General features: G+C 73.7%; 17 protein-coding genes and 1 pseudogene. 11 read left to right on the top strand and 7 right to left on the bottom strand.

Annotated elements, in window-relative coordinates; all coding sequences use genetic code 11:
• Positions 1 to 353: 353 nt before the first annotated feature.
• From IG64_RS06500 to rbsD, 5 genes are read left to right on the top strand one after another with little or no spacing between them, the layout of a single operon-like run.
• Positions 354 to 1,469: a LacI family DNA-binding transcriptional regulator gene (locus IG64_RS06500; RefSeq protein WP_107474178.1), complete on the top strand. Its 1,116-nt coding sequence runs from the start codon at positions 354 to 356 to the stop codon at positions 1,467 to 1,469.
• A complete protein-coding gene (locus IG64_RS06505) occupies positions 1,466 to 2,995 on the top strand; it encodes a sugar ABC transporter ATP-binding protein (RefSeq protein WP_037853018.1) in 1,530 nt (509 codons plus the stop codon). Before IG64_RS06500 ends, IG64_RS06505 begins: the two co-directional genes overlap by 4 nt.
• Positions 2,985 to 4,937, top strand: coding sequence for a substrate-binding domain-containing protein (locus IG64_RS06510; protein ID WP_037853021.1), 1,953 nt, complete (start codon positions 2,985 to 2,987; stop codon positions 4,935 to 4,937). Before IG64_RS06505 ends, IG64_RS06510 begins: the two co-directional genes overlap by 11 nt.
• A gap of 33 nt (positions 4,938 to 4,970) precedes the next feature.
• Positions 4,971 to 5,960 carry a ribokinase gene (locus tag IG64_RS06515; RefSeq protein WP_051812429.1) on the top strand — a complete coding sequence of 330 codons (990 nt, stop codon included), beginning with the start codon at positions 4,971 to 4,973 and terminating at the stop codon, positions 5,958 to 5,960.
• Positions 5,957 to 6,346, top strand: coding sequence for a D-ribose pyranase (gene rbsD / locus IG64_RS06520; RefSeq protein ID WP_037853024.1), 390 nt, complete (start codon positions 5,957 to 5,959; stop codon positions 6,344 to 6,346). Before IG64_RS06515 ends, rbsD begins: the two co-directional genes overlap by 4 nt.
• Before the next feature lie 485 nt (positions 6,347 to 6,831).
• Here the strand turns inward: rbsD and IG64_RS06525 are convergent, their stop codons facing one another.
• Genes IG64_RS06525 through IG64_RS06535 form a run of 3 tightly spaced genes read right to left on the bottom strand, consistent with a single transcriptional unit; the run spans position 6,832 to position 9,967 of the window.
• Positions 6,832 to 7,671 (bottom strand): sugar phosphate isomerase/epimerase family protein, encoded by an 840-nt coding sequence (locus IG64_RS06525; RefSeq protein WP_037853027.1) that lies wholly within the window; start codon positions 7,669 to 7,671, stop codon positions 6,832 to 6,834.
• The gene (locus IG64_RS06530; protein ID WP_037853029.1) at positions 7,668 to 8,819 is read right to left on the bottom strand and encodes a dihydrodipicolinate synthase family protein; all 1,152 of its coding nucleotides are present in this window, start codon (positions 8,817 to 8,819) and stop codon (positions 7,668 to 7,670) included. The genes IG64_RS06525 and IG64_RS06530 overlap by 4 nt, the downstream gene beginning before the upstream one ends.
• Positions 8,816 to 9,967 carry a Gfo/Idh/MocA family protein gene (locus IG64_RS06535; RefSeq protein ID WP_037853031.1) on the bottom strand — a complete coding sequence of 384 codons (1,152 nt, stop codon included), beginning with the start codon at positions 9,965 to 9,967 and terminating at the stop codon, positions 8,816 to 8,818. Before IG64_RS06535 ends, IG64_RS06530 begins: the two co-directional genes overlap by 4 nt.
• A gap of 459 nt (positions 9,968 to 10,426) precedes the next feature.
• Here IG64_RS06535 and IG64_RS06540 point away from each other — a divergent pair, with 459 nt between their 5' ends.
• Entirely contained in the window at positions 10,427 to 11,473 is a 1,047-nt protein-coding gene (locus IG64_RS06540) for a LacI family DNA-binding transcriptional regulator (RefSeq protein ID WP_037853033.1), read from the top strand.
• Between the two features lie 205 nt (positions 11,474 to 11,678).
• Positions 11,679 to 12,275: a dihydrofolate reductase family protein gene (locus IG64_RS06545; RefSeq protein ID WP_037853035.1), complete on the top strand. Its 597-nt coding sequence runs from the start codon at positions 11,679 to 11,681 to the stop codon at positions 12,273 to 12,275.
• A gap of 174 nt (positions 12,276 to 12,449) precedes the next feature.
• Here the strand turns inward: IG64_RS06545 and IG64_RS06550 are convergent, their stop codons facing one another.
• Positions 12,450 to 13,331 (bottom strand): LysR family transcriptional regulator, encoded by an 882-nt coding sequence (locus IG64_RS06550; protein ID WP_037853036.1) that lies wholly within the window; start codon positions 13,329 to 13,331, stop codon positions 12,450 to 12,452.
• A gap of 99 nt (positions 13,332 to 13,430) precedes the next feature.
• Between IG64_RS06550 and IG64_RS06555 the strand changes: the two are divergent.
• Positions 13,431 to 14,173: pseudogene (locus IG64_RS06555) on the top strand (SDR family oxidoreductase).
• A gap of 499 nt (positions 14,174 to 14,672) precedes the next feature.
• Positions 14,673 to 15,473, top strand: coding sequence for a sugar phosphate isomerase/epimerase family protein (locus IG64_RS06565; RefSeq protein WP_037853038.1), 801 nt, complete (start codon positions 14,673 to 14,675; stop codon positions 15,471 to 15,473).
• A gap of 130 nt (positions 15,474 to 15,603) precedes the next feature.
• Here IG64_RS06565 and IG64_RS06570 read toward each other — a convergent pair whose 3' ends face one another.
• Both IG64_RS06570 and IG64_RS06575 read right to left on the bottom strand, forming a co-directional pair.
• Entirely contained in the window at positions 15,604 to 16,239 is a 636-nt protein-coding gene (locus IG64_RS06570; RefSeq protein WP_037853343.1) for a GNAT family N-acetyltransferase, read from the bottom strand.
• A 78-nt stretch (positions 16,240 to 16,317) separates the two neighbouring features.
• On the bottom strand, positions 16,318 to 17,268 hold the full coding sequence (locus tag IG64_RS06575) for an EamA family transporter (protein ID WP_037853039.1): 951 nt from the start codon (positions 17,266 to 17,268) through the stop codon (positions 16,318 to 16,320).
• Positions 17,269 to 17,369: 101 nt separating this feature from the next.
• Between IG64_RS06575 and IG64_RS06580 the strand changes: the two genes are divergently transcribed.
• Both IG64_RS06580 and IG64_RS06585 read left to right on the top strand, forming a co-directional pair.
• Entirely contained in the window at positions 17,370 to 18,296 is a 927-nt protein-coding gene (locus IG64_RS06580; RefSeq protein ID WP_037853040.1) for a LysR family transcriptional regulator, read from the top strand.
• A gap of 649 nt (positions 18,297 to 18,945) precedes the next feature.
• Positions 18,946 to 20,790 (top strand): glycoside hydrolase family 3 protein, encoded by a 1,845-nt coding sequence (locus IG64_RS06585; protein WP_037853042.1) that lies wholly within the window; start codon positions 18,946 to 18,948, stop codon positions 20,788 to 20,790.
• 20 nt (positions 20,791 to 20,810) lie between these two features.
• On the opposite strand, the gene IG64_RS06590 is transcribed toward IG64_RS06585, so the two are convergent.
• Entirely contained in the window at positions 20,811 to 22,241 is a 1,431-nt protein-coding gene (locus IG64_RS06590; RefSeq protein WP_037853044.1) for a S28 family serine protease, read from the bottom strand.
• Between the last annotated feature and the right edge of the window lie 50 nt (positions 22,242 to 22,291).

The following is a 22,291-nucleotide window of genomic DNA, read 5'->3' on the forward strand; positions in this document are numbered from 1 at the left end:
AACGACCCCAGATCATCACTCGACCCACGCGAATCACGCATCAACGTCGACAACGTCTGCGCACCCATGTCGAACTTCACGCCGAACTCGCCTCCCCCATCAGAGGGTTGACCCGAGGCTCAAGGCCGCCAACCCTCAGTGAACGTTTCTGCCCCACTATGTTCACCACCGGCGATCACACTCGCAACCGTCTTGCGTCACAGCACTGACACAGCCGCGTCCCGCGGTTGCCACACCCACAGATCGCGGCGTTCCACACGGTACGTAACGATTCGGTAACACCCTCTTGCCACGCCTCGTGTAATCGATTCCAATCCCTCGTGTAATCGATTCCACGAGGAGGTGGAGCGGCGATGGCGAGCATCAAGGATGTCGCTGCCGGGGCGGGCGTGTCCGTCGCCACGGTCTCGCGCGTCCTGAACGACCATCCGTCGGTCAGCGCCGAGGCACGGGCACGCGTAATGGCCGCCGTCGAGGCGCTGGGCTACCGGCCGAACGCCGTCGCCCGTTCGCTGCGCACGGACCAGACCCGCACCCTGGGTCTCGTCATCAGCGACGTGCTCAACCCGTACTTCACCGAGCTGGCCCGTTCCGTCGAGGAGGAGGCCCGCGCGCTGGGGTACAGCGTGATCATCGGGAACGCCGACGAGCGGCCCGATCTCCAGGACCACCACGTGCGGACCCTGCTGGACCGGCGGATCGACGGCCTGCTCGTCTCCCCCACCGACGGTGGTTCCCCGCTGATGCTGGAGGCCGCGCGCTCGGGGACGCCGATGGTGTTCGTCGACCGGTGGATCAAGGGCGTGGACGTGCCCGTGGTGCGGGCCGACGGGCAGCAGGCGGTGCGGGACCTCGTCGCGCACCTGCACGGGCTCGGGCACCGGCGGCTCGCGATCATCGCGGGTCCCGCGGCCACCACGACCGGCAGTGAGCGGGTGCGGGCCTTCCGGGAGGCGCTGGCCGCCTACGGGCTCGACCTCCCCGAGGCCTACACCGGGCAGGGCGACTTCCAGGCCGAGAGCGGGCGGCGGGTCACCGAGGGGTTCCTCGACCTGCCCGAGCCGCCCGAGGTGGTCTTCGCGGCCGACAACCTGATGGCGCTCGGCGCGCTGGACGCGATCCGGGCGCGCGGGCTGCGGGTGCCGGACGACATCGCGCTGGCGGCGTTCGACGACATCCCGTGGTTCGTGCACACCGATCCACCGATCACCGCCGTCGCCCAGCCCACGGGCGAGCTGGGGCGGGCGGCCGTACGGGCGCTGGTGGACCGTATCGAGGGCCGGGGGCCGGAGTCGGTGACCCTGCCCGCCCGGCTCGTCGTCCGCCGCTCGTGCGGCGAGACCGCCGCCGGGCCGGCTCCCGCGCTCGCCGCCCGGGCCGCCGCCGCAGACGGGGCGGAGACCGTCGCCCCGGCCGCCGGCGCCCCCACCGTCCCCGAGTCCGTCGCAACGAACAGGAGCATGCCGTGAGCGACCCGGAGGAGTTGCTGCGCATCGAGGGCATCCGGAAGACCTTCCCGGGCGTGGTGGCGCTGGACAGCGTCGACTTCGACCTGCGCCGGGGCGAGGTGCACGTGCTGCTCGGTGAGAACGGCGCCGGCAAGAGCACGCTCATCAAGATGCTCTCCGGTGCCTACACCCCCGACGCCGGGCGGATCCTGGCCGGTGGCGAGGAGGTGCGCATCCATGGTGCGCAGGACTCCGAGCGGCTCGGGATCGCCACGATCTACCAGGAGTTCAACCTCGTACCCGATCTGACGGTCGCGGAGAACATCTTCCTCGGCCGTCAGCCGCGCCGCTTCGGGATGATCGACCGGAAGCGGATGGAGGCCGAGGCCGCCGCCCTGCTCGAACGGGTGGGCGTCAGCGTGTCGCCCCGCGCCCGGGTGCGCGAACTGGGCATCGCCCGGCTCCAGATGGTCGAGATCGCCAAGGCGCTGAGCCTGGACGCGCGGGTGCTGATCATGGACGAGCCGACCGCCGTGCTCACCTCCGAGGAGGTCGAGAAGCTGTTCTCGATCGTGCGGGCGCTGCGCGCCGACGGTGTCGGGATCGTGTTCATCACGCACCACCTGGAGGAGATCGCCGCCCTGGGTGACCGGGTCACGGTCATCCGGGACGGGCGCAGCGTGGGCCAGGTGCCCGCCTCGACGCCCGAGGACGAGCTGGTCCGGCTCATGGTGGGGCGCTCCATCGAGCAGCAGTACCCCAGGGAGCGGGCCGAGCGGGGCGAGCCGCTGCTCGCCGTCGAGGGGCTCACCCGGGACGGTGTCTTCCACGACGTCAGCTTCCAGGTGCACGCCGGTGAGGTCGTCGGCATCGCGGGGCTGGTGGGCGCGGGACGTACGGAGGTCGTGCGGGCCGTGTTCGGCGCGGACCCCTACGACCGGGGTGACGTCCGCGTCGCCGGTGCCCGGCTGCGGCGGCACGACGTGAACGCGGCCATGGCCGCCGGGATCGGGCTGGTGCCCGAGGACCGCAAGGGGCAGGGGCTCGTCCTGGACGCCTCGGTGGAGGAGAACCTCGGTCTGGTGACCCTGCGGTCGGCCTCGCGCGGCGGGCTCGTGGACCTCAAGGGGCAGCACCGGCAGGCCGAGCGGATCGCCGGGCAGCTCGGCGTGCGCATGGCCGGTCTCGGCCAGCACGTGCGGACCCTGTCGGGCGGCAACCAGCAGAAGGTCGTCATCGGCAAGTGGCTGCTGGCCGACACCAAGGTCCTCATCCTCGACGAGCCGACCCGGGGCATCGACGTCGGCGCCAAGGTCGAGATCTACCAGCTCATCAACGAACTGACGGCCGCCGGCGCCGCCGTCCTGATGATCTCCAGCGACCTGCCCGAGGTGCTCGGCATGAGCGACCGGGTGCTGGTGATGGCGCAGGGCCGGATCGCCGGGGAACTCCCGGCCGACCAGGCGACCCAGGACGCCGTGATGGCGCTCGCCGTCAGCACTCCTACGAACGGAACGACCGAAGTGGAGGCCCCCCGTGGCCACTGACACGCTCAAGAGCAAGGCGGGCGCGGGTGGCGCCTCCGGCGGCCTGCGCCGCCTGCTGCTCGACAACGGCGCGCTGACCGCGCTGATCGTCCTCGTCATCGCGCTGTCCGCGCTCTCCGGGGACTTCCTGACGACGGACAACCTGCTGAACATCGGTGTCCAGGCGGCGGTGACCGCCATCCTGGCCTTCGGTGTCACCTTCGTCATCGTCGCGGCGGGCATCGACCTGTCGGTCGGTTCGGTGGCGGCGCTGTCGGCGACCGTGCTCGCCTGGAGCGCGACCTCGCACGGGGTGCCGGTGGTACTCGCGGTGGTCCTCGCCGTCGCCACGGGCGTCGCGGCGGGCCTGGTCAACGGTTTCCTGATCTCCTACGGGAAGCTGCCGCCGTTCATCGCGACGCTGGCCATGCTGTCGGTGGGCCGCGGTCTGTCGCTGGTCATCTCGCAGGGCTCCCCGATCGCCCTGCCGGACTCGGTCTCGCACCTGGGTGACACGCTCGGCGGCTGGCTGCCGGTGCCCGTGCTCGTCATGGTCGTCATGGGTCTGATCACGGCGTTCGTGCTGGGACGTACGTACATCGGGCGTTCGATGTACGCGATCGGCGGCAACGAGGAGGCGGCCCGGCTCTCGGGGCTGCGGGTGAAGCGGCAGAAGCTCGCGATCTACGCCCTGTCGGGGCTGTTCGCGGCCGCCGCGGGCATCGTGCTCGCCGCCCGGCTCTCCTCCGCGCAGCCGCAGGCCGCCAACGGTTACGAGCTGGACGCGATCGCGGCGGTCGTCATCGGCGGCGCCTCGCTGGCGGGCGGCACGGGCAAGGCGTCGGGGACGCTGATCGGCGCGCTGATCCTCGCGGTGCTCAGGAACGGCCTCAACCTGCTGTCGGTGTCAGCGTTCTGGCAGCAGGTCGTCATCGGTGTCGTGATCGCGCTGGCGGTGCTGCTCGACACCGTGCGCCGCAAGGCCGGGGCGACCCCGCAGGCCGCGGGCACCGGCAGCGGCGGCGGCAAGGGCAAGCAGGCGGCGACGTACGGGCTGGCAGCGGTGGTGACCGTGGCGCTGGTGGCCGCGACCTCGCTGCTGCACACCGGGTCCGCTTCGACGACCCCGAAGTTGGGTCTGTCGCTGTCCACCCTCAACAACCCGTTCTTCGTGCAGATCAAGTCGGGCGCGCAGGCCGAGGCGAAGAAGCTGGGCCTGGACCTGACCGTCACCGACGCGCAGAACGACGCCTCGCAGCAGGCCAACCAGCTCCAGAACTTCACCAGTTCGAGCCTGGGCGCGATCATCGTCAACCCGGTGGACTCCGACGCGGCCAGCAACTCCGTGAAGGCCGCCGGCAAGGCGGACATCCCGGTCATCGCCGTGGACCGCGGCGTCAACAACGCGAAGACGGCCGCGCTGGTCGCCTCCGACAACGTCGCGGGCGGCGAACTGGCCGCCAAGACCATCGCCGGGAAGCTGGGCGGTCACGGGAAGATCGTGATCCTCCAGGGGCAGGCGGGCACCTCCGCCGCCCGTGAGCGCGCCGCCGGTTTCGCCCAGGGCCTCAAGGCCTACCCGGGCATCCAGGTGCTCGCCCAGCAGCCCGCCGACTTCGACCGCACCAAGGGCCTCGACGTGATGTCGAACCTGCTCCAGGCCCACCCCGACGTGCAGGGCGTGATCGCCGCCAACGACGAGATGGCGCTCGGCGCGGTCAAGGCGCTCGGCTCCAAGGCCGGCAAGTCCGTGCAGGTCGTCGGCTTCGACGGCACCCCGGACGGTCTGACCGCCGTCAAGAACGGCACGCTGTACGCCTCGGTCGCGCAGCAGCCGAGCCAGCTCGGCCGGATCGCCGTGGACAACGCGCTCAAGGCGGTCCAGGGCAAGAAGGTCGCGCCGACGGTGAAGGTGCCGGTCAAGGTGGTAACGAAGGAGAACGTGGCCGGGTTCAGCGGCTGACCGGCGACCCGTTCCCGTAAGGAGACACTGCGCATGTACGACTACGACCTGCTGGTCGTGGGGTCGGCCAACGCCGACCTGGTGATCGGCGTCGAGCGCCGGCCCGCGGCCGGGGAGACGGTCCTCGGCTCCGACCTGGCCGTCCACTCCGGTGGCAAGGGCGCCAACCAGGCGGTCGCCGCGGCCCGGCTCGGGGCCCGCACGGCCCTGCTGGCCCGGGTCGGTGACGACGCGCACGGGCGGCTGCTGCTGGACGCGCAGCGGGCGGCCGGGGTCGACCCGGCGGGCGTGCTGGTCGGCGGCGCGCCGACCGGGGTCGCGCTGATCACGGTGGACCCGTCGGGGGACAACTCGATCGTGGTCTCGCCGGGTGCCAACGGCCGGCTGACCCCCGGGGACGTCCGTGCCGCGGCGGCTCTCGTCGGGTCCGCGCGGGTGGTGTCCGCGCAGTTGGAGGTCCCGCTGGAGACGGTCGTGGAGACGGTGCGGCACCTGGCCGCGGGGAGCCGGTTCGTGCTCAACCCGTCGCCGCCGCGCCCGCTGCCGTCCCAGCTCCTGGAGGCCTGCGACCCGCTGATCGTCAACGAGCACGAGGCGAAGGTCATCCTGGGCGGGGCGGACGCCGGCACCGACCCGGAGGACTGGGCGCGGGCGCTGCTCGCGCGGGGCCCGCGCTCGGTGGTCGTCACCCTGGGCGGCGAGGGCGCGCTGGTGGCGTCCGCCGAGGGGGTGGCCCGGGTGCCGTCCGTGAAGGTGGACGCCGTGGACACCACGGGCGCGGGCGACGCGTTCACCGCGGCGCTGGCCTGGCGGCTCGGCGCGGGCGCGTCCCTAAAGGACGCGGCGGCGTACGCGGCCCGGGTGGGCGCGGCGGCCGTGACGAAGCGGGGTGCGCAGGAGTCGTACCCGACGGCGGCGGAGGTCGACGCCCTGTCCTGTGCGGCCCCGGAGGGCGGCCCCGGGGCCCCCGGCCGGGACGGAGAAGGCACGTCCGGGGACCCGGCGCGAGGCGGGTCACGGTGAAGAAGGCGGGCATCCTCAACCGGCAGCTGTCCGGTGCCCTGGCGGAGTTGGGGCACACCGACGAGGTGCTGGTGTGCGACGCGGGCATGCCGATACCGGCCGGCCCGCGCGTGGTCGACCTGGCGTTCCGCGCCGGGGTGCCGTCCTTCGCCGAGGTGCTGGACGGGCTGCTGGCGGAGCTGGTGGTGGAGGGCGCGACGGCGGCGGCCGAGGTGCGCGGGGCCAATCCGGCGGCTGCCGCGCTGCTGGACGGCCGCTTCCCCGGGCTCGTCCTGGTCCCGCACGAGCGGCTCAAGGAGCTGTCGGCGGGTGCGCGTCTGGTCGTACGGACCGGGGAGGCGCGGCCGTACGCCAACGTGCTGCTGCGCTGCGGGGTGTTCTTCTAGGAGACCGCCCGGCCGGCCGCCCTGCCGCCCGGCTGCCCGGCTGCCCGGCCGGAACACGGGACCGGGTCCGGTCCGGGATCGTCCGGTCCGGAACCGGACGGCTTTCGCGCCCGGGGGCGGTTTCGGTCCGGGACGGCTTTCGCCCTGGGGACGGCTTCGGTCCCGGACGGCTTACGCCCCGGGGACAGCCTCGGTCCCGGACGGCTTACGCCCCGGGGACAGCCTCGGTCCGGGATCGTCCGGCCGGGCCCGGACAGCTTCGAGGGGGCCCGGTCGTCGACCCGGCCCCCTCGGCTCTTCCCCTCCTGCGCCGGAACCCGTGGCTCCCCCCGAGCCTCCCCGGGTCGCCCCGGGCCCCCACCGGGGGTTCCGACGACAGATACGACATGCCGCGCGCGGGAAGGGTTGCACTGCGCGGCGATATTCTTCGCGGTGTTTTCCGGCGGGCGGGAACGCCCACGACACCGACGGCCCCCGCCCGGCGGTCAGCGCACGACGTGTTCCACGAACCGCGCCGCCGTCTCCTCCAGCACCTCCCGGCCGTCGCGCGCCCACAGACCGTCGTTGAACAGTTCGACCTCGATGAGGCCGGTGTAGCCGGCGGCCTCCACGTACGCCTTCCACTCGCGCATGTCGATGGCGCCGTCGCCGATCTGGCCGCGGCCGTTGAGGACGCCCGCCGGCAGCGGGGTGGTCCAGTCGGCGAGCTGGAAGGTGTGGATGCGGCCGGACGCGCCCGCCCGGGCGATCTCGGCGGGCGCCCGGTCGTCCCACCAGATGTGGTACGTGTCCACGGCCACGCCGACCTGGTCGGCGGGGAAGCGTTCGGCCAGGTCCAGGGCCTGCGTGAGGGTGGAGACCACGCAGCGGTCGGCGGCGAACATGGGGTGCAGCGGCTCGATGGCCAGGCGTACGCCGCGTTCGGCCGCGTAGGGGCCGAGGACGGCGAGGGCGTCGGCGACGCGTTCGCGGGCGCCGTGCAGGTCCTTGTCCCCGGCGGGGAGGCCGCCGGAGACGAGGACCAGGGTGTCCGTGCCGAGCGCGGCGGCCTCGTCGACGGCCGCGTGGTTGTCGCCCAGCGCCTCCGCGCGTTCGACGGGGTCGGCCGCGGTGAGGAAGCCGCCCCGGCACAGGGTGGTGACGGTCAGGCCCGCGTCCCGGACGAGCCTGGCGGCGGCCTCCGGCCCGTAGGCCCGTACCGGTTCGCGCCACAGGCCGATGCCGCCGACGCCCAGTTCCGCGCAGGCGTCGACGAGTTCGGGCAGGGGCAGCTGCTTGACGGTCATCTGGTTGACGGAGAAGCGGCTCAGATCGTCGTGGGTCATCGGTCCACCCCGTGGAGGAGGAGCAGGCCGCGCATCCGTTCCTCGGCGAGCTGGGGGTCCGGGAACAGGCCCAGGCCGTCGGCGAGTTCGTAGGCGCGGGCCAGGTGCGGCAGGGAACGGGCCGACTGCAGGCCGCCGACCATCGTGAAGTGCGACTGGTGCCCGGCCAGCCAGGCGAGCAGGACGACACCCGTCTTGTAGAAGCGGGTGGGGGCCTGGAAGAGGTGGCGGGAGAGGGCGACGGTGGGGTCGAGGAGGGCGCGGAAGCCGGCCGTGTCGCCGGTGTCCAGGACGCGTACCGCCTCGGCGGCCAGCGGGCCCAGTGGGTCGAAGATGCCGAGCAGGGCGTGGCTGAATCCCTGGTCGTCGCCCGCGATCAGCTCCGGGTAGTGGAAGTCGTCGCCGGTGTAGCAGCGCACGCCCCGGGGCAGGCGGCGGCGCAGGTCGATCTCGCGCTGGGCGTCCAGCAGGGAGATCTTCACCCCGTCGACCTTGTCGGGGTGGGCGGCGATGACGTCCAGGAAGGTGCCGGTGGCCGCGTCGAGGTCCGCGGAGCCCCAGTAACCCTCCAGCGCCGGGTCGAACATCGGGCCGAGCCAGTGCAGGACGACCGGTTCGGCGGCCTGCCGCAGCAGGTGGCCGTAGACCTCCAGGTAGTCCTCCGGGCCCCGGGCGGTGGCGGCGAGGGCGCGAGAGGCCATGAGGACGGCCTGGGCACCGGACTCCTCGACGACGGCGAGCTGTTCCTCGTAGGCGGCGCGGATGCCGGCGAGCGTGCCGCCGGTGATCTGGTCGGTGCCCACGCCGCAGGCGATCTTGCCGCCCGCCGACTTCGCCTCCGCCGCCGAGCGGCGGATCAGCTCGGCCGCGCCCGCCCAGTCCAGGCCCATGCCGCGCTGGGCGGTGTCCATGGCCTCGGCGACGCCCAGCCCGTGGGACCACAGGTGGCGGCGGAAGGCGAGGGTGGCGTCCCAGTCGACGGCGGCGGGCGAGTCGGGTGAGACGTCCGCGAACGGGTCGGCGACGACGTGGGCGGCGGAGAAGACCGTGCGGGAGGTGAAGGGGGTGCCCGGGGTGGCGGCGAAGGGCTCGGTGCGCGGCTCGTAGGCCCGCAGCGTGCCGTCGGCGTCCGGCAGGTGGAGGGTCACAGCGCGATCTCCGGGACGTCGATGCGGCGGCCCTCGGCGGAGGACTTCAGGCCCAGTTCGGCGAGCTGGACGCCGCGGGCACCGGCGAGCAGGTCCCAGTGGTAGGGGGCGTCGGCGTAGACGTGGCGCAGGAACAGCTCCCACTGGGCCTTGAAGCCGTTGTCGAAGCCGGTGTTGTCGGGCACTTCCTGCCACTGGTCGCGGAAGACCTCGGTGGCCGGGATGTCGGGGTTCCAGACCGGCTTGGGCGTGGCGGAGCGGTGCTGGACGCGGCAGCGGCGCAGGCCCGCCACGGCGGAGCCCTCCGTGCCGTCGACCTGGAACTCCACGAGTTCGTCGCGGTTGACGCGCACCGCCCAGGAGGAGTTGATCTGGGCGACCGCGCCGCCCTCCAGTTCGAAGATGCCGTAGGCGGCGTCGTCGGCGGTGGCGTCGTACGGCTTGCCGTTCTCGTCCCAGCGCTGGGGGATGTGGGTGGCGGTGAGGGCCTGGACGGAGGTGACGCGGCCGAACAGCTCGTGCAGCACGTACTCCCAGTGCGGGAACATGTCGACGACGATGCCGCCGCCGTCCTCGGCCCGGTAGTTCCACGACGGGCGCTGGGCCTCCTGCCAGTCGCCCTCGAAGACCCAGTAGCCGAACTCGCCGCGCACGGACAGGACGCGGCCGAAGAAGCCGCCGTCGATCAGCCGCTTCAGCTTCAGCAGGCCCGGCAGGAAGATCTTGTCCTGGACGACGCCGTGCCTGATGCCGGCCGCGTGGGCGAGGCGGGCCAGTTCCAGGGCGCCGTCGAGGCCGGTGGCGGTGGGCTTCTCGGTGTAGACGTGCTTGCCCGCGGCGATCGCCTTCTTGATCGCCTCCTCGCGGGCGGAGGTGACCTGGGCGTCGAAGTAGATGTCCACGGCCGGGTCGGCGAGGACCGCGTCCAGGTCGGTGGAGACGTGCTCCAGGCCGTGCCGGCAGGCAAGCGCCTTCAGCGCGTGCTCGCGCCGGCCGACCAGGACGGGTTCCGGCCACAGCACGGTGCCGTCGCCGAGGTCGAGTCCGCCCTGCTCGCGCAGGGCGAGGATCGAGCGGACCAGGTGCTGGCGGTAGCCCATGCGTCCGGTCACGCCGTTCATGGCGATCCGCACCGTCTTGCGTGTCACGTCGGTCCCAGTCCTTTCGTACGGCCGCTCGCGCCCGCTCTCCCGCGGCCGCTCGTCGCGGTCCTCTGTCCTCGCCGCTCGTCGCTCGTCGCGGTCATGTGTCCGCGCCGCTCGTCACCGCCGCGCGTTCGGTCACGCGTCCCCGCCGCGCGTCGCGGCGCTCGTGCGGCCGCGGGTGCGGCGAACGAGGACAGCAAGCGCTTTCTACGTCAGGAGAAGCTAGCCTCTGGACAGCGGTCCGGACAAGAGCGGGCGCGGATCGTGTTGTCCGGGCGGACGGACACCGCGGTGTCCCGGCGGACGGACACCGTGTTGTCCGTGCGGACGGGCACCGTGGCGTCCGAGCAGGCGAACAAGAGGGCGAATGGCCGTAAGGTCTGCACGACACCACGGCCCGCGGCAGCCGCCCGGACGGTGCCTGCTCACCTACGACGACACGCGCGACCGGAGGACGACGAGATGACGGTGACCCTGGCGGACGTGGCGGCCCGCGCCCAGGTCTCGCCCGCGACGGTGTCGCGCGTGCTGAACGGGAACTACCCGGTGGCCGCCTCCACCCGGGAGCGGGTCCTGAAGGCCGTCGACGAGCTGGACTACGTGCTCAACGGGCCCGCCAGCGCGCTCGCCGCCGCTACCTCCGACCTGGTCGGCATCCTCGTGAACGACATCGCCGACCCGTTCTTCGGGATCATGGCGAGCGCGATCCAGTCGGAGATCGGCGGCCCGGGAGGGCGGGCCGGCGGCGAACGGCTGGCGGTGGTCTGCAACACCGGCGGCTCGCCCGAACGGGAACTGACCTACCTGACGCTGCTCCAGCGGCAGCGGGCCGCCGCGGTCGTGCTCACCGGCGGTGCGGTGGAGAGCGCGCCGCACGCGGCGGCGGTCGCGGCGAAACTGCGCCGGCTGGCGGAGGCCGGGACCCGGGTGGTGCTGTGCGGACGGCCGCCGGTGCCGGACACCGAGGCGGTCGCGCTGGCCTTCGACAACCGCGGGGGCGCGCGGCAGCTGACCGAGCACCTGACGGGCCTGGGACACCGGCGGCTCGGCTACATCGCGGGCCCGCGGGAACGCACCACCACCCGGCACCGCCTCGAAGGGCACCGCGAGGCCCTGGCGGCGGCGGGCATCGAGGACGACCCGGACCGGACCGTGCACGGGCGGTTCGACCGCCGGTCCGGTTACGAGGCCACGCTGGAGCTGCTGCGCCGCGACCCCGCGCTCACGGCGGTCGTCGCCGCCAACGACTCCGTGGCGCTGGGCGCCTGCGCGGCGCTGCGCGAGTCCGGGCTGCGCATCCCGGGGGACGTCTCGGTGGCGGGCTTCGACGACCTGCCCTTCAGTGTCGACGCGGTGCCCTCCCTCACGACGGTCCGCCTGCCCCTCGCGGAGGCCGGCGCACGGGCCGGCCGCGTCGCCATGGGCCGCGAGGAGCCCCCGCCCGGGGGCATCGCCACGGTCCGCGGAGAGCTGATGGTGCGCGGGTCCACGGGAGTGCCGCGCGGGTGAGACCGGGGCCGGGCGGCGCACCGGAGGGTCGGCCGTGCCGTGCGGGACGGTCGGTTGTGCGGCGTCCGGCGGCGGGGTCCGGGGTGCTGCCGTACGGTTCGGGTGCGGACACGGGCCCCTGGGCCGGTGCGGGCGCCGATGAGTTCCGGCGCCGCTCGCGGTCTCCTCTCCCGTACCGATCGGCCAGGAAACGGAAGGCATTCCCATGCGTGTCGTCGTCACCGAGTTCATCAGCCTCGACGGAGTCGTGCAGGCGCCCGGCGGTCCCGAGGAGGACACCGACGGCGGCTTCGCGCACGGCGGCTGGTCGCACCCCTTCTTCGACCCCGAGGTGCTCGGCGGAGCGTTCGCCGCCGGCCTGGAGCAGGCCGAGGCGCTGCTCTACGGCCGCCGCACCTACCTGACGATGGCCGCGGCCTGGCCCGAGCGGGCCGGTGACCCCTTCGCCGACCGGATCAACTCCCTGCGCAAGTACGTCGTCTCGGACACCCTCGACGACTCCGCTCCGGCCTGGGAGAACACCGTGCGCGTGCCCGGCGCCGAGGCGCTCGCGAAGGTACGCGAACTGCGGGCGGCCGGCGGCGGCGACCTCGCGATGATGGGCAGCCCCACGCTGGTGCGGGCGCTGCTGGCCGCGGACCTGGTGGACGAACTGCGGCTCGCCGTCATGCCGGTGCTCCTGGGCGGCGGCAAGTCGGTCTTCCCGGCGGACGGGGTGAAGCGGACCTGGCGGCTGGTGTCGTCGCAGACCGCGAAGACCGGGGCGCAGCTCAACGTGTTCCGGCCCGCGGAGCAGCGCTAGAACCTGTCGTCACCTTCCCGTCGTCCGCCCGCAGGGCGGGCCCCACGGCGTCGGGTGCGTGCTCTCGGCGTGCCGGGCCCTGACCCTCGTACCGGACGTACCCGGGCCCGGGCCCGGTGCGGCGAGATTGCGTGCGTGGCGTCGCGGGGCGGACGGCAGGCGACGACAGGACACCTAGCGCGTGGTCCGGGTGCCGCCGAGGACGGTGCGTGCCACTCCTTCCAGTGATCCGAGCAGCGGGTTGGGGTCGTCGGCGCGGGTGGCGAGCACGACCTCGCAGGGGTCCATGCCGACGACGGGCACCAGGGCGATGTCCTCGCGCGCAACGGCGCGCCGGTCTCCGGCGGGGAAGATCGCGACACAGTGGCCGGTGGCGATGAGTTCCAGCTTGTCCTCGTAGCTGTCGTCGCTCGCGGGCGGGGGCGGTGCCGGACGGCCGCCGGCCGGCCTGGGCGTGCTCCAGACGACCGGAGTGCTGACGCAGGCCACCAGATCCTCGTCCGACAGAGCCCGCGGGCTGACGGCTTCCTCGTTCGCCAGACGATGTCGCGCCGACGTGACGAGTACCCGCGCTTCCTCGTGGAGCGTGGTCACCCGGAGGCCGTCCGCGGGGAAGGGCAGGGGCCGGTACGCGACGAGGGCGTCGACCCGCCCCTCGGCGAGGGCGCGCGTGTCCCGCCAGTCGACGTGCCGGGTGCGGACCTGGCTGTCGGGGTGCCGGCGGCGCAGTTCCTGCACGCAGGCGGTGATGACCAGTCCTTCGGCGTAGCCGACGGTGACGGCACGGGGGCGGGCGGCGGCTCTGGCCGTGCGAGCGGCTTGCTCGGCCTCGTGGAGCAGTGTCCGGGCCCGGGGAAGGAACGCCTGGCCGGCGTCGGTGAGACTGCTGCCCTGCGGCGAGCGGTCGAACAGCCGGACACCGAGCTGAGCCTCCAGCCGCTGGATCTGGCGGCTCAGGGACGGCTGCGCCAGGTGCAGCCGCGTGGCGGCCCGGCCGAAGTTGCCGTACTCCGCCACGACCGTGAAGTAGCGCACGAGCCGCAGGTCGACGTCCATCGGCTCAGCGTACGTCGCGCGTCGTCATACGCCTGGAGCATGGCGGCATACGGAACAGGTCTTGGACAGGGGGTGCGCCCGGACATTTGGCTTGCGGGCATGACCACTTACGACGGCAAGAAGATCGTGATCACCGGCGGAAGCAGCGGTATCGGCCTGGCCGCGGCCCGGTTGTTCGCGGAGGTGGGGCGCACGTGCTGATCACCGGCCGCACCCGGCCCGCCCTGGACGCGGCGCTGGGGCGGTTGGGGGACAAGGCGGTCGCCGTCCGCAGCGACGCCGCGTCCCTGGAGGACATCGGAGCGCTGGCCGGCACGGTCCAGGAGCAGTTCGGCGCGGTGGACGCGCTGTTCGTCAACGCCGGGGCCACCGCCTCCGCACCGTTCGACTCGACGACGGAGGAGATGTACGACGCGCTGTTCGCCACCAACACCAAGGGCGCCTACTTCACGGTGCAGGCGCTGGCGCCCCTGTTGCGCGAGGGGAGCGGCGTGGTCCTCACCACGTCGGTGGTGAACGTCCTGGGCATCGACGCACTCAGCGTCTATTCGGCGAGCAAGGCGGCCCTGCGGTCGATGACGCGCACCCTGGCCCGCGAGCTGCTGCCGCGCAAGGTGCGGGTGAATGCCGTGAGCCCCGGCCCGATCGACACGGGCATCCTGGACCGCACCTTGCCCGCCGATGTCGTCGGGACGATGAAGGACACCTACCGGAGCACCAACCCGATGCAGCGGCTGGGGAGGTCCGAGGAGGTGGCCGCCGCTGTGGCGTACTTGGCGTTCGGTGCCACCTTCTCGACGGGAACCGAGTTCCCTGTCGACGGAGGGGCTTCACAGCTCTAGTGCCGTGGCCGGGAAGGCCTGCCGGGAAGCTCGCGGCGTCCGGTGCGGTGGACCGCAGAGCGGAGCACGACCCGCGTACCGGAAAGTATCCGGGTGACGCGGCGAGGTGCCGTGCCGGGCGTCGCGAGCCGGTGAACCTTCCCCCTCACAGCACTACTGGGCGCCCTGACCGCACGGGGCCGCCGGGCCGGCCGGGCCGCGGTGGCGCGGGGACGTCCGCGGCAGCGGGACGATCTCCTCGCCGCCGACGCGGCTGCGGGTGGTTCCCTGCGTTCGGCGGCGCGGGCCGCCCGGGGGGCGGGTGTCGGCGAAGGTGACCCCGCGGCGGGCGGGCAGGCGCCGTACCGCCCCGCGGCCGGTCCGGACGACCCGGCCGCCCCCCCTTGCGCGGACGGGCGCCCGCACCGGTGCTGTTCCGGCACACGGACCGCCGCGGCTCCCGCCTTCCCGGTCACCGGTTCCGCGTGGACGGTGCGGGTGGCGGGTAGGGTCCCTGCCCATGAAACTCGCGTTCTCCACTCTCGGTGTCCCCGGCCTGCCGATCCCGGAGGTCCTGGCGCTCGCGACCGAGCACGGCTACCACGGCGTCGAACTGCGCGCGCACCCCGAGGAACCGGTGCACCCCGGCCTCTCCCCCGCCGAACGCGGGGAGACCGCCGCCCTGTTCGAGGCGGCGGGGGTCGAGGTGCTGGGCGTGGCCGGGTACGCGCGCGTCGCCGCGCCGGGCGACGACGGTCCCGTCCTGGACGAGATCCGCGGGCTGCTGCGACTGGCGCACGACCTGGGCGCCCCGTTCGTCCGGGTCTTCCCCGGCGCCGACGCCGGCCGCCCCCGCGAGGAGTCCGACGCCACCGCCGCCCGGCGGCTGGGCGTGGCCGCCGAGGACGCCGCCGCGCTCGGGGTCCGTGTCCTGCTGGAGACCCACGACTCGCACCGCACCGGCGCCGACGCCATCCGCGTCCTCGGGCCGGTCGGGCACGGGCAGGTGGGCGCGCTGTGGGACGTGATGCACACCTGGCTGGGCGGTGAGCAGCCGTCGCAGACGTACGCGGCGCTCGCCCCGCACCTCGGGTACGTGCAGGTCAAGGACATCGCCTCGGCCGAGGACACCGTCCCCCTCGCGCTGGGCGCAGGTGTCCTGCCGCTCACCGAGTGCGTCGACGTCCTCGCCCGCGCGGGCTGGGACGGCTGGCTGTGCTGGGAGTACGAGAAGCGGTGGTACGAGGCGGCACAGCCGCTGCCGCGGCTCCTGGGCCCGGGACGGGAGTACCTGACGCGGCTGCTCAACGAGTCGGCGTAGTCCGCGTCTTCCGCCGCCCGGTCCTCCCGCCGGCCCTCCCGGTCCTCCCGCCGGTCCTCCCGGCCGACCGGGCCATCCGGCCCGTCTGGCCGGTCCAGCCGGTCCGGTCCCTCCGCCCCGGTTCCCGCCCCTACCGGTCTCCCCGCCCGGCCGCCCTGCGCACCCGTGCCTCCAGCGCCGGGCGGCGCCCGGGCCACTCCTCGGCCGTGATCGAGTAGATCGCGGAGTCCCGCAGCAGGCCGTCCTCACCCGGCGCCCAGGAGCGGGACCAGTTGCGCAGGACGCCCTCGAAACGGGCGCCGACGCTCTCGATCGCGGCGCGTGAGCGGCTGTTGCGGGCGTCGGTCTTCAGGTCGACGCGGGAGACCCGCCACACCTCGAAGGCGTGCCGGAAGAGCAGGTACTTGGCCTCGGCGTTGATGCCGGTGCCCTGGGCGGAGCGGGCGAGCCAGGTGAAGCCCACCTCGACGGCGTCCAGCCGGTCCTCCGCGCGCCAGGAGCGGGGCTCCCAGTACGAGGTGGCGCCGACCGCCCGTCCGGTGGCGAGGGAGATCTGGGCGTAGGGGGCGAGGCGGCCGGTTGCCGCGCGGGCGAGCTGGGCGTCGACGTAGGCTTCGGTCTCGCCGGCCCGGGGCACCCACGTGTAGGCGTACGAGTCCCGGTCCTCCTCCGCCGCCACCGCGAGGTCGGCGGCGTGCCGGTGTGCCAGCGGTTCCAGACGTACGAGGCCGCCCTCCAGGACGGGCCCCTCCATGGTGATCGTCACGCGGGGAGTCTGACGCACGGCCCCGGCCGCGTCGACCCCGTTCCGGCCGGGCCGCCGCCGGGGACCGCGCGGCCGGATTCAGTCCGGCCGCCGGGTGGGGACGGCGACCCGGTCGCGTACCGGGGTGTGGGCCGGACTCGCCGCCGGGGCCCCGGCGCGGGCCTTCGCCCCGGTCCTGGCCGGGGCCAGTGACGTCAGCGCCACCCCGCCCACCAGCAGCGCCCCCGCGCACCAGCGCAGTCCGGTCACCGACTCGTGCAGGAAGAGCGCCGCCGCCGACATGCCGAAGACCGGGACCAGCAGGGAGAAGGGCGCCACGGTGGAGGCGGGGTGGCGGCGCAGCAGCCAGCCCCAGGCGCCGAAGCCGAAGACCGTGGTGACCCAGGCGACGTAGAGGACCGTGCCCGCGCCCTGCCAGTCGAGGCCGCGCAGCGCGGCCAGGTCCCGGGAGGGGCCTTCGGTCAGCAGGGAGAGGGCGAGGAGCGGCAGGACCGGGACGGTGCTGACCCAGACCATGAAGTTCAGGGCGTCCGGCGGGGCCGCCTTGCGGGTCAGGACGTTGGACACGCCCCAGCAGGCCGCCGCGGCGACGACCAGCGCGAAGGCGCCGAGCGGGCCCGTGGTGCCCTCGTCCGCGGCGGCGACGGCGATCCCGGCGAGCGCCACGCCCATGCCCGCCAGCCGCAGCCGGGTGAGGCGTTCACCGAGGGCCGCGAAGGCGAACAGGGCCGTGAACACCGCCTGGATCTGGAGCACCAGGGAGGACAGCCCGGCCGGCATCCCGTGGTCCATGCCCACGAACAGCAGACCGAACTTGGCGACCCCGAGGACCAGTCCCACCGCCACGATCCACTTCCAGGCCACCTTGGGCCGGCCCACGAGGAGGACGGCGGGCAGCGCGGCGGCCAGGAAGCGCAGGGCGGAGAAGAGCAGCGGCGGGAAGTGACCGAGGCCGACCTCGATGACGGTGAAGTTGACGCCCCAGACAGCGGCGACGAGGACGGCGATCAGGACATGGGTGGGTCGCATGCGTCGAGGATCACTCGCCCGAACCGTGTAGCACCAGCGATGATTGCTGCACTGTTGGATGCAGCAACGCTAACCGTTCCAGTCCGGCCCCTGGAGGAACCGTGCTCGATCTGCAGCGACTGCGCGCCCTGCACGCCGTCTCCGTGCACGGCACCGTCGGCGCGGCGGCCACCGCGCTCGGCTACACCTCGTCGGCGGTGTCCCAGCAGATCGCCAAGCTGGAACGGGAGACCAGGACCGTCCTCCTGGAGCGCGCGGGGCGCGGGGTGCGGCTCACCGACGAGGCGCACCAACTCGTGGCTACGGCACAGGAGTTGCTGGCGATCGTCGAGCGGGCGGAGACCGAGCTGGAGGAGCGGCGCGGGGTGCCCGCCGGGCGGCTGGCCGTCGCCGCGTTCGCCTCGGCGGCGCGCGGGCTGCTGCCGGGCGTGCTGGCCGACCTGGCCCGGCGTCACCCCGCGCTGGACGCCCGGCTCAGCGAGGTCGACCCGCACCTGTCGGTGGACCTGGTCGCCAAGGGGGCCGTCGACCTCGCGGTCGCGCACGACTGGGACATCGCGCCGCTGCCCGCGCCGGCCGGGGTGGAGCAGGCGGCCATCGGGGACGACCTGTGCGACCTGCTGGTGCCGGCCGGGCATCCGTTCGCGGGGCGGGCCGCGGTGCGGCGCTCCGAGCTGGGCGGCGAGCGGTGGATCTGCCAGCCGCCGGGGCGGGTCTGCCACGACTGGCTGCTGCGCACCCTGCGCGCCGCCGGCCATGAGCCGGACGTGGTCCACCAGGCCGACGAGAACCCGACGCTGGTCGCGCTGGTCGCCGCCGGTCTCGGCGTGGCGCTGATCCCGCGCCTGGGCCGCGGGCCGCTGCCCGAGGGGGTGGTCGAGGTCCCGCTGGATCCGGTGCCCGTACGGCACCTGTACGCGCTGTGGCGGACGGGGGCGGCCCGCCGGCCGGCCATCGCCGAGACGGTGCGCACGCTGCGCGCACACTGGCCGGCCGCATCGGCGCACACGCCGCGGACGGCCGGCTGAGACGTACGCGGCGCGCCGTCGAGGAGGGCCGTCCGCGCGGGCCGTCACGGGCTCCGCTGCCGGGGGCGGGCCGGTGAGGCGGACGGGATCCGCCGCGCACGGGCCGCTGAGGGGTACGGGATCCGCCGGGGCTCGGGCCGGTCAGACGTACGGGATGCGTAGTCGCGCGCGGCCGGACGAGGGCACGCGGTGCGCTGTCGAGGCCGGTCGCCCGCGGCCTGGGGTGGGGAGAGCACGCGGCGTGCTGCCGAGAGTCGCGCGCCCCGTACGGAATCCGCCGCGCGCACGGACCGAGCGAGTCGTACGGAATCCGCCGCCACACACACGCCGGGCGGGCCGTACGCGGTCCGCCGCGCGCAGGAACCGAGCGAGACATACGGAATCCGCCGCGCACACGGACCGAGCAAGACGCACGGAATCCGCCGCCACACACACGCCGGGCGGGCCGAACGCGGTCCGCCCCCGCGCACGGCCGGGTGGCGCCCTACGCAGTCCGCCGCCGGGCACGACGGCCCCGGTCGGCGGGGCCGTGGGGTGGCCGCCGCGTCCGCGGTCCGGTGCGTGCGTTCCCTTGACTGGCAGAAACTTCCCGGATATTGGTGACTCCTCGGAAGTTTCCTTCAGCGGAACCCCTCCGGAAGGAGCGCACGTGCACGACACCACACGCCCCTCCACCCCCTCCTCCCCCCGCCCCTCCAGACGCGGCGTCCTCGCCGCCACCGCCACCCTCACGGCCGCCCTCGCCGTCGGCACCGGCGCCGGCACCGCCGAGGCCGCCGCCCGCCCCGACGAGCGGCGGCTGCGCGCGCTTCTCTCGCGGATGACGCTCGAGGAGAAGGTCGGGCAGCTGTTCGTGATGCGGGTCTACGGCCACTCGGCCACCGACCCCGACCAGGCCGACATCGACGCCAACCTCACGGAGATCGGCGTCCGCACCGCCGCCGAGCTGGTCGCGAAGTACCGCGTCGGCGGCATCATCTACTTCACCTGGGCCCACAACACCCGCGACCCGCAGCAGATCGCCGCCCTGTCCAACGGCATCCAGCGGGCCTCGCTCCAGCAGCCGCGCGGCCTGCCCGTGCTGATCGCCACCGACCAGGAGCACGGCATCGTCTGCCGGGTCGGCAAGCCCGCCACGCTCTTCCCGGGCGCGATGGCCGTCGGTGCCTCAGGTTCCGTCCCCGACGCCCGCGCCCTCGGCCGGATCTCGGGCACCGAGCTGCGCGCGATGGGCATCAACCAGGACTACTCCCCCGACGCCGACGTGAACGTCAACCCGGCCAACCCGGTCATCGGCGTCCGCTCCTTCGGCGCCGACCCCGACGCGGTGGCCCGGCTGGTGGCGGCCGAGGTGAAGGGTTATCAAGGGGCCCGGGTCGCGGCGACGGCCAAGCACTTCCCCGGGCACGGCGACACCGCGGTGGACAGCCACTACGGCTTCCCGGTCATCACGCACAGCCGGGAGGTGTGGGAGGAGCTGGACGCCGTGCCGTTCCGGGCGGCGATCAGGGCCGGGATCGACTCGGTCATGACGGCGCACATCCAGTTCCCGGCGCTCGACGACTCCGGCGACCCGGCCACGCTGTCCCACCCGATCCTCACCGGCATCCTGCGCGGCGAGCTGGGCTACGACGGGGTGGTGATCACCGACTCGCTCGGCATGCAGGGGGTGCGCACCAAGTACGGCGACGACCGGGTGCCGGTGCTCGCGCTGAAGGCGGGCGTGGACCAGCTGCTCAACCCGCCCGACCTGGACGTCGCCTGGCACGCGGTCCTGGACGCCGTGCGCGGCGGCGAGCTGACCGAGGCCCGGCTCGATGAATCGATCCTGCGCATTCTGCGGATGAAGGCCCGCCGGGGCCTCTTCGAGGACCCGTACGTCTCCGAGCGCCAGGTGGCGCACCGGGTCGGCACCCCCGAGCACCTGGCGGAGGCCGACCGCATCGCCGAGCGGACGACGACCCTGCTGGTCAACGAGGGCCGGCTGCTGCCGCTGTCGCGCCGCAGCCACCGCACCCTCCTCGTGGTGGGCGCCGACCCGGCCTCGCCGTCGGGGACCACGGGACCGCCCACCGGGGTGCTCGCCGCCGCCCTCACCGAACTGGGCTTCACGGCCACCGCCCTGTCCACCGGCACCGCCCCCTCGGCGGCCGTCATCGACCGGGCGGTCGCGGCGGCGCGCGACGCGGACGCGGTGGTCGTCGCGACGTACAACGTCACGGCGGGCAGCGCGCAGCGCACGCTGGTGGAGCGGCTGACGGCGACCGGGCGCCCGGTGGTGGCCCTCGCCGTCCGCAACCCCTACGACGTCGCCCAGCTCCCGTCCGTACCGGCGTACCTGGCGTCGTACTCCTGGACCGACGTGGAACTGCGCGCCGCCGCCCGCGTCATCGCCGGCCGGGTGCGGCCGCGCGGGAAGCTGCCGGTGCCGGTGCAGCGGGCGGACGACCCCTCGCGGGTGCTGTACCCCATCGGGTACGGCCTGTCGTACTGACCGGTCGGCGGGTGTGGCTCCTACGGCCTGAGCGCGGGCTCGCGTTCCACGTCCCGCACGTCCAGCTTCGCGTCGGGGCGGGCCAGCGGCCGGGCCGCCGACGGGTTCTCCCGCACCCCGGCGGGGGCGACGCCGGCCCAGTCGAGGATCCGGGCGGTGGCGAGCGCCTTCTGCGCGGGCACGAGACCCGCGACGTTCGCGCCGTGGTTCATGCCCGGTGCCGTGAAGACGTACGAGTCCCGGGCGCCGTGGCCGAGGCGGAACCGCTCCGAGCCCCAGGGGTCGTTCTGTCCGTAGACGAACATCATCCGGTCCGCGTGGTGGCGCACCCAGGTGTCGACGTCGCGCATGGCCCACGGTTCGAAGCGCATCGGGATGGAGCGGGGCACGAAGTTGCGCGGCGGCTGGTAGCCGTAGCGGATCAGCTGCTTCTCGATGTGCGGGAAGCTGATCGTGGGCGCGCCCAGCTGCGTGCCCGCCTGGTAGTAGTACGGCGTGTAGGTCTCCAGGCCCTGGTCGGTGTAGGCGGAGAAGCCGGAGATGGTGTCGACCGAGTCCCAGATCTGCTGGTCGGTGGCGGTGCGGGCGTCGGCGGGGATCGTGTCGCAGTCCTTCAGCAGGCTGTACTGCCAAAAGCCCCACACGTAGTCGAGGACGACCGCCTCGTAGGCCCGGTCCAGGCTGCCGATGGTGGTGAAGCTGTAGTGGTTGTCCGCGGCGTACCGGGCGTACTTCTCCTCCAGCGGCTCACGGCGCACCAGTGCCTCGCGCTGTACGGCGCCGAGCCGGTCGCGGCACTCCTTGGTGCCGACGGTCTCGAAGAAGCGGTCGTAGGCGGAGTCCTCGTCGTTGACCACGTCGTTGGGGGCGACGTAGGCGACGACGCCGTCCATGTCGCGCGGGTAGAACCGCTCGTAGTAGGTGGCCGTCATGCCGCCCTTGGAGCCGCCGGTGGCGATCCAGCGGTGCGAGTAGACCTGCTTGAGGGCGGTGAACAGGCGGTGCTGGTCGCTGGCCGCCTGCCAGATGTCGAGCTTGGACCAGTCGGCCGGGGCGGGCCGGGACGGGGTGAAGAAGCGGTACTCCAGGGAGACCTGGTTGCCGTCCACGATCTGGGTCGGCTCGCGGCGGCTCGGGGTGGTGGAGACGTTGTAGCCGCCGGTGTAGAACACCGTGGGGCGGTCGACTCCCTTGTGCAGCACGGTGATCCGCTGCTGGAAGGTGCCCTTGGACGGGTGCCGGTGGTCGACCGGCTGGGTGTAGTTCAGGACGAAGAAGCGGTAGCCGGTGTAGGGCTTCTCCTCGATCAGGCTCATGCCCGGTATGGACAGCAGCCGGTCCTTGATGTCGGTGCCGGTGGCCCGGGTCTGGGCGGCGGTGGCCGCCCCGGCCGTGCTGACGGTGCCGACGAGCACCACCAGCGCCAGCAGCCATCTGAGCGCCTTGCGCATGCACACTCCCCTGTGAGACAGATGTGCGCCGGAAGCTATCGGAGCAACTC

Origin of the sequence: Streptomyces sp. NRRL S-340 (assembly GCF_000720185.1) — a bacterium.
GTDB lineage: Bacteria > Actinomycetota > Actinomycetes > Streptomycetales > Streptomycetaceae > Streptomyces.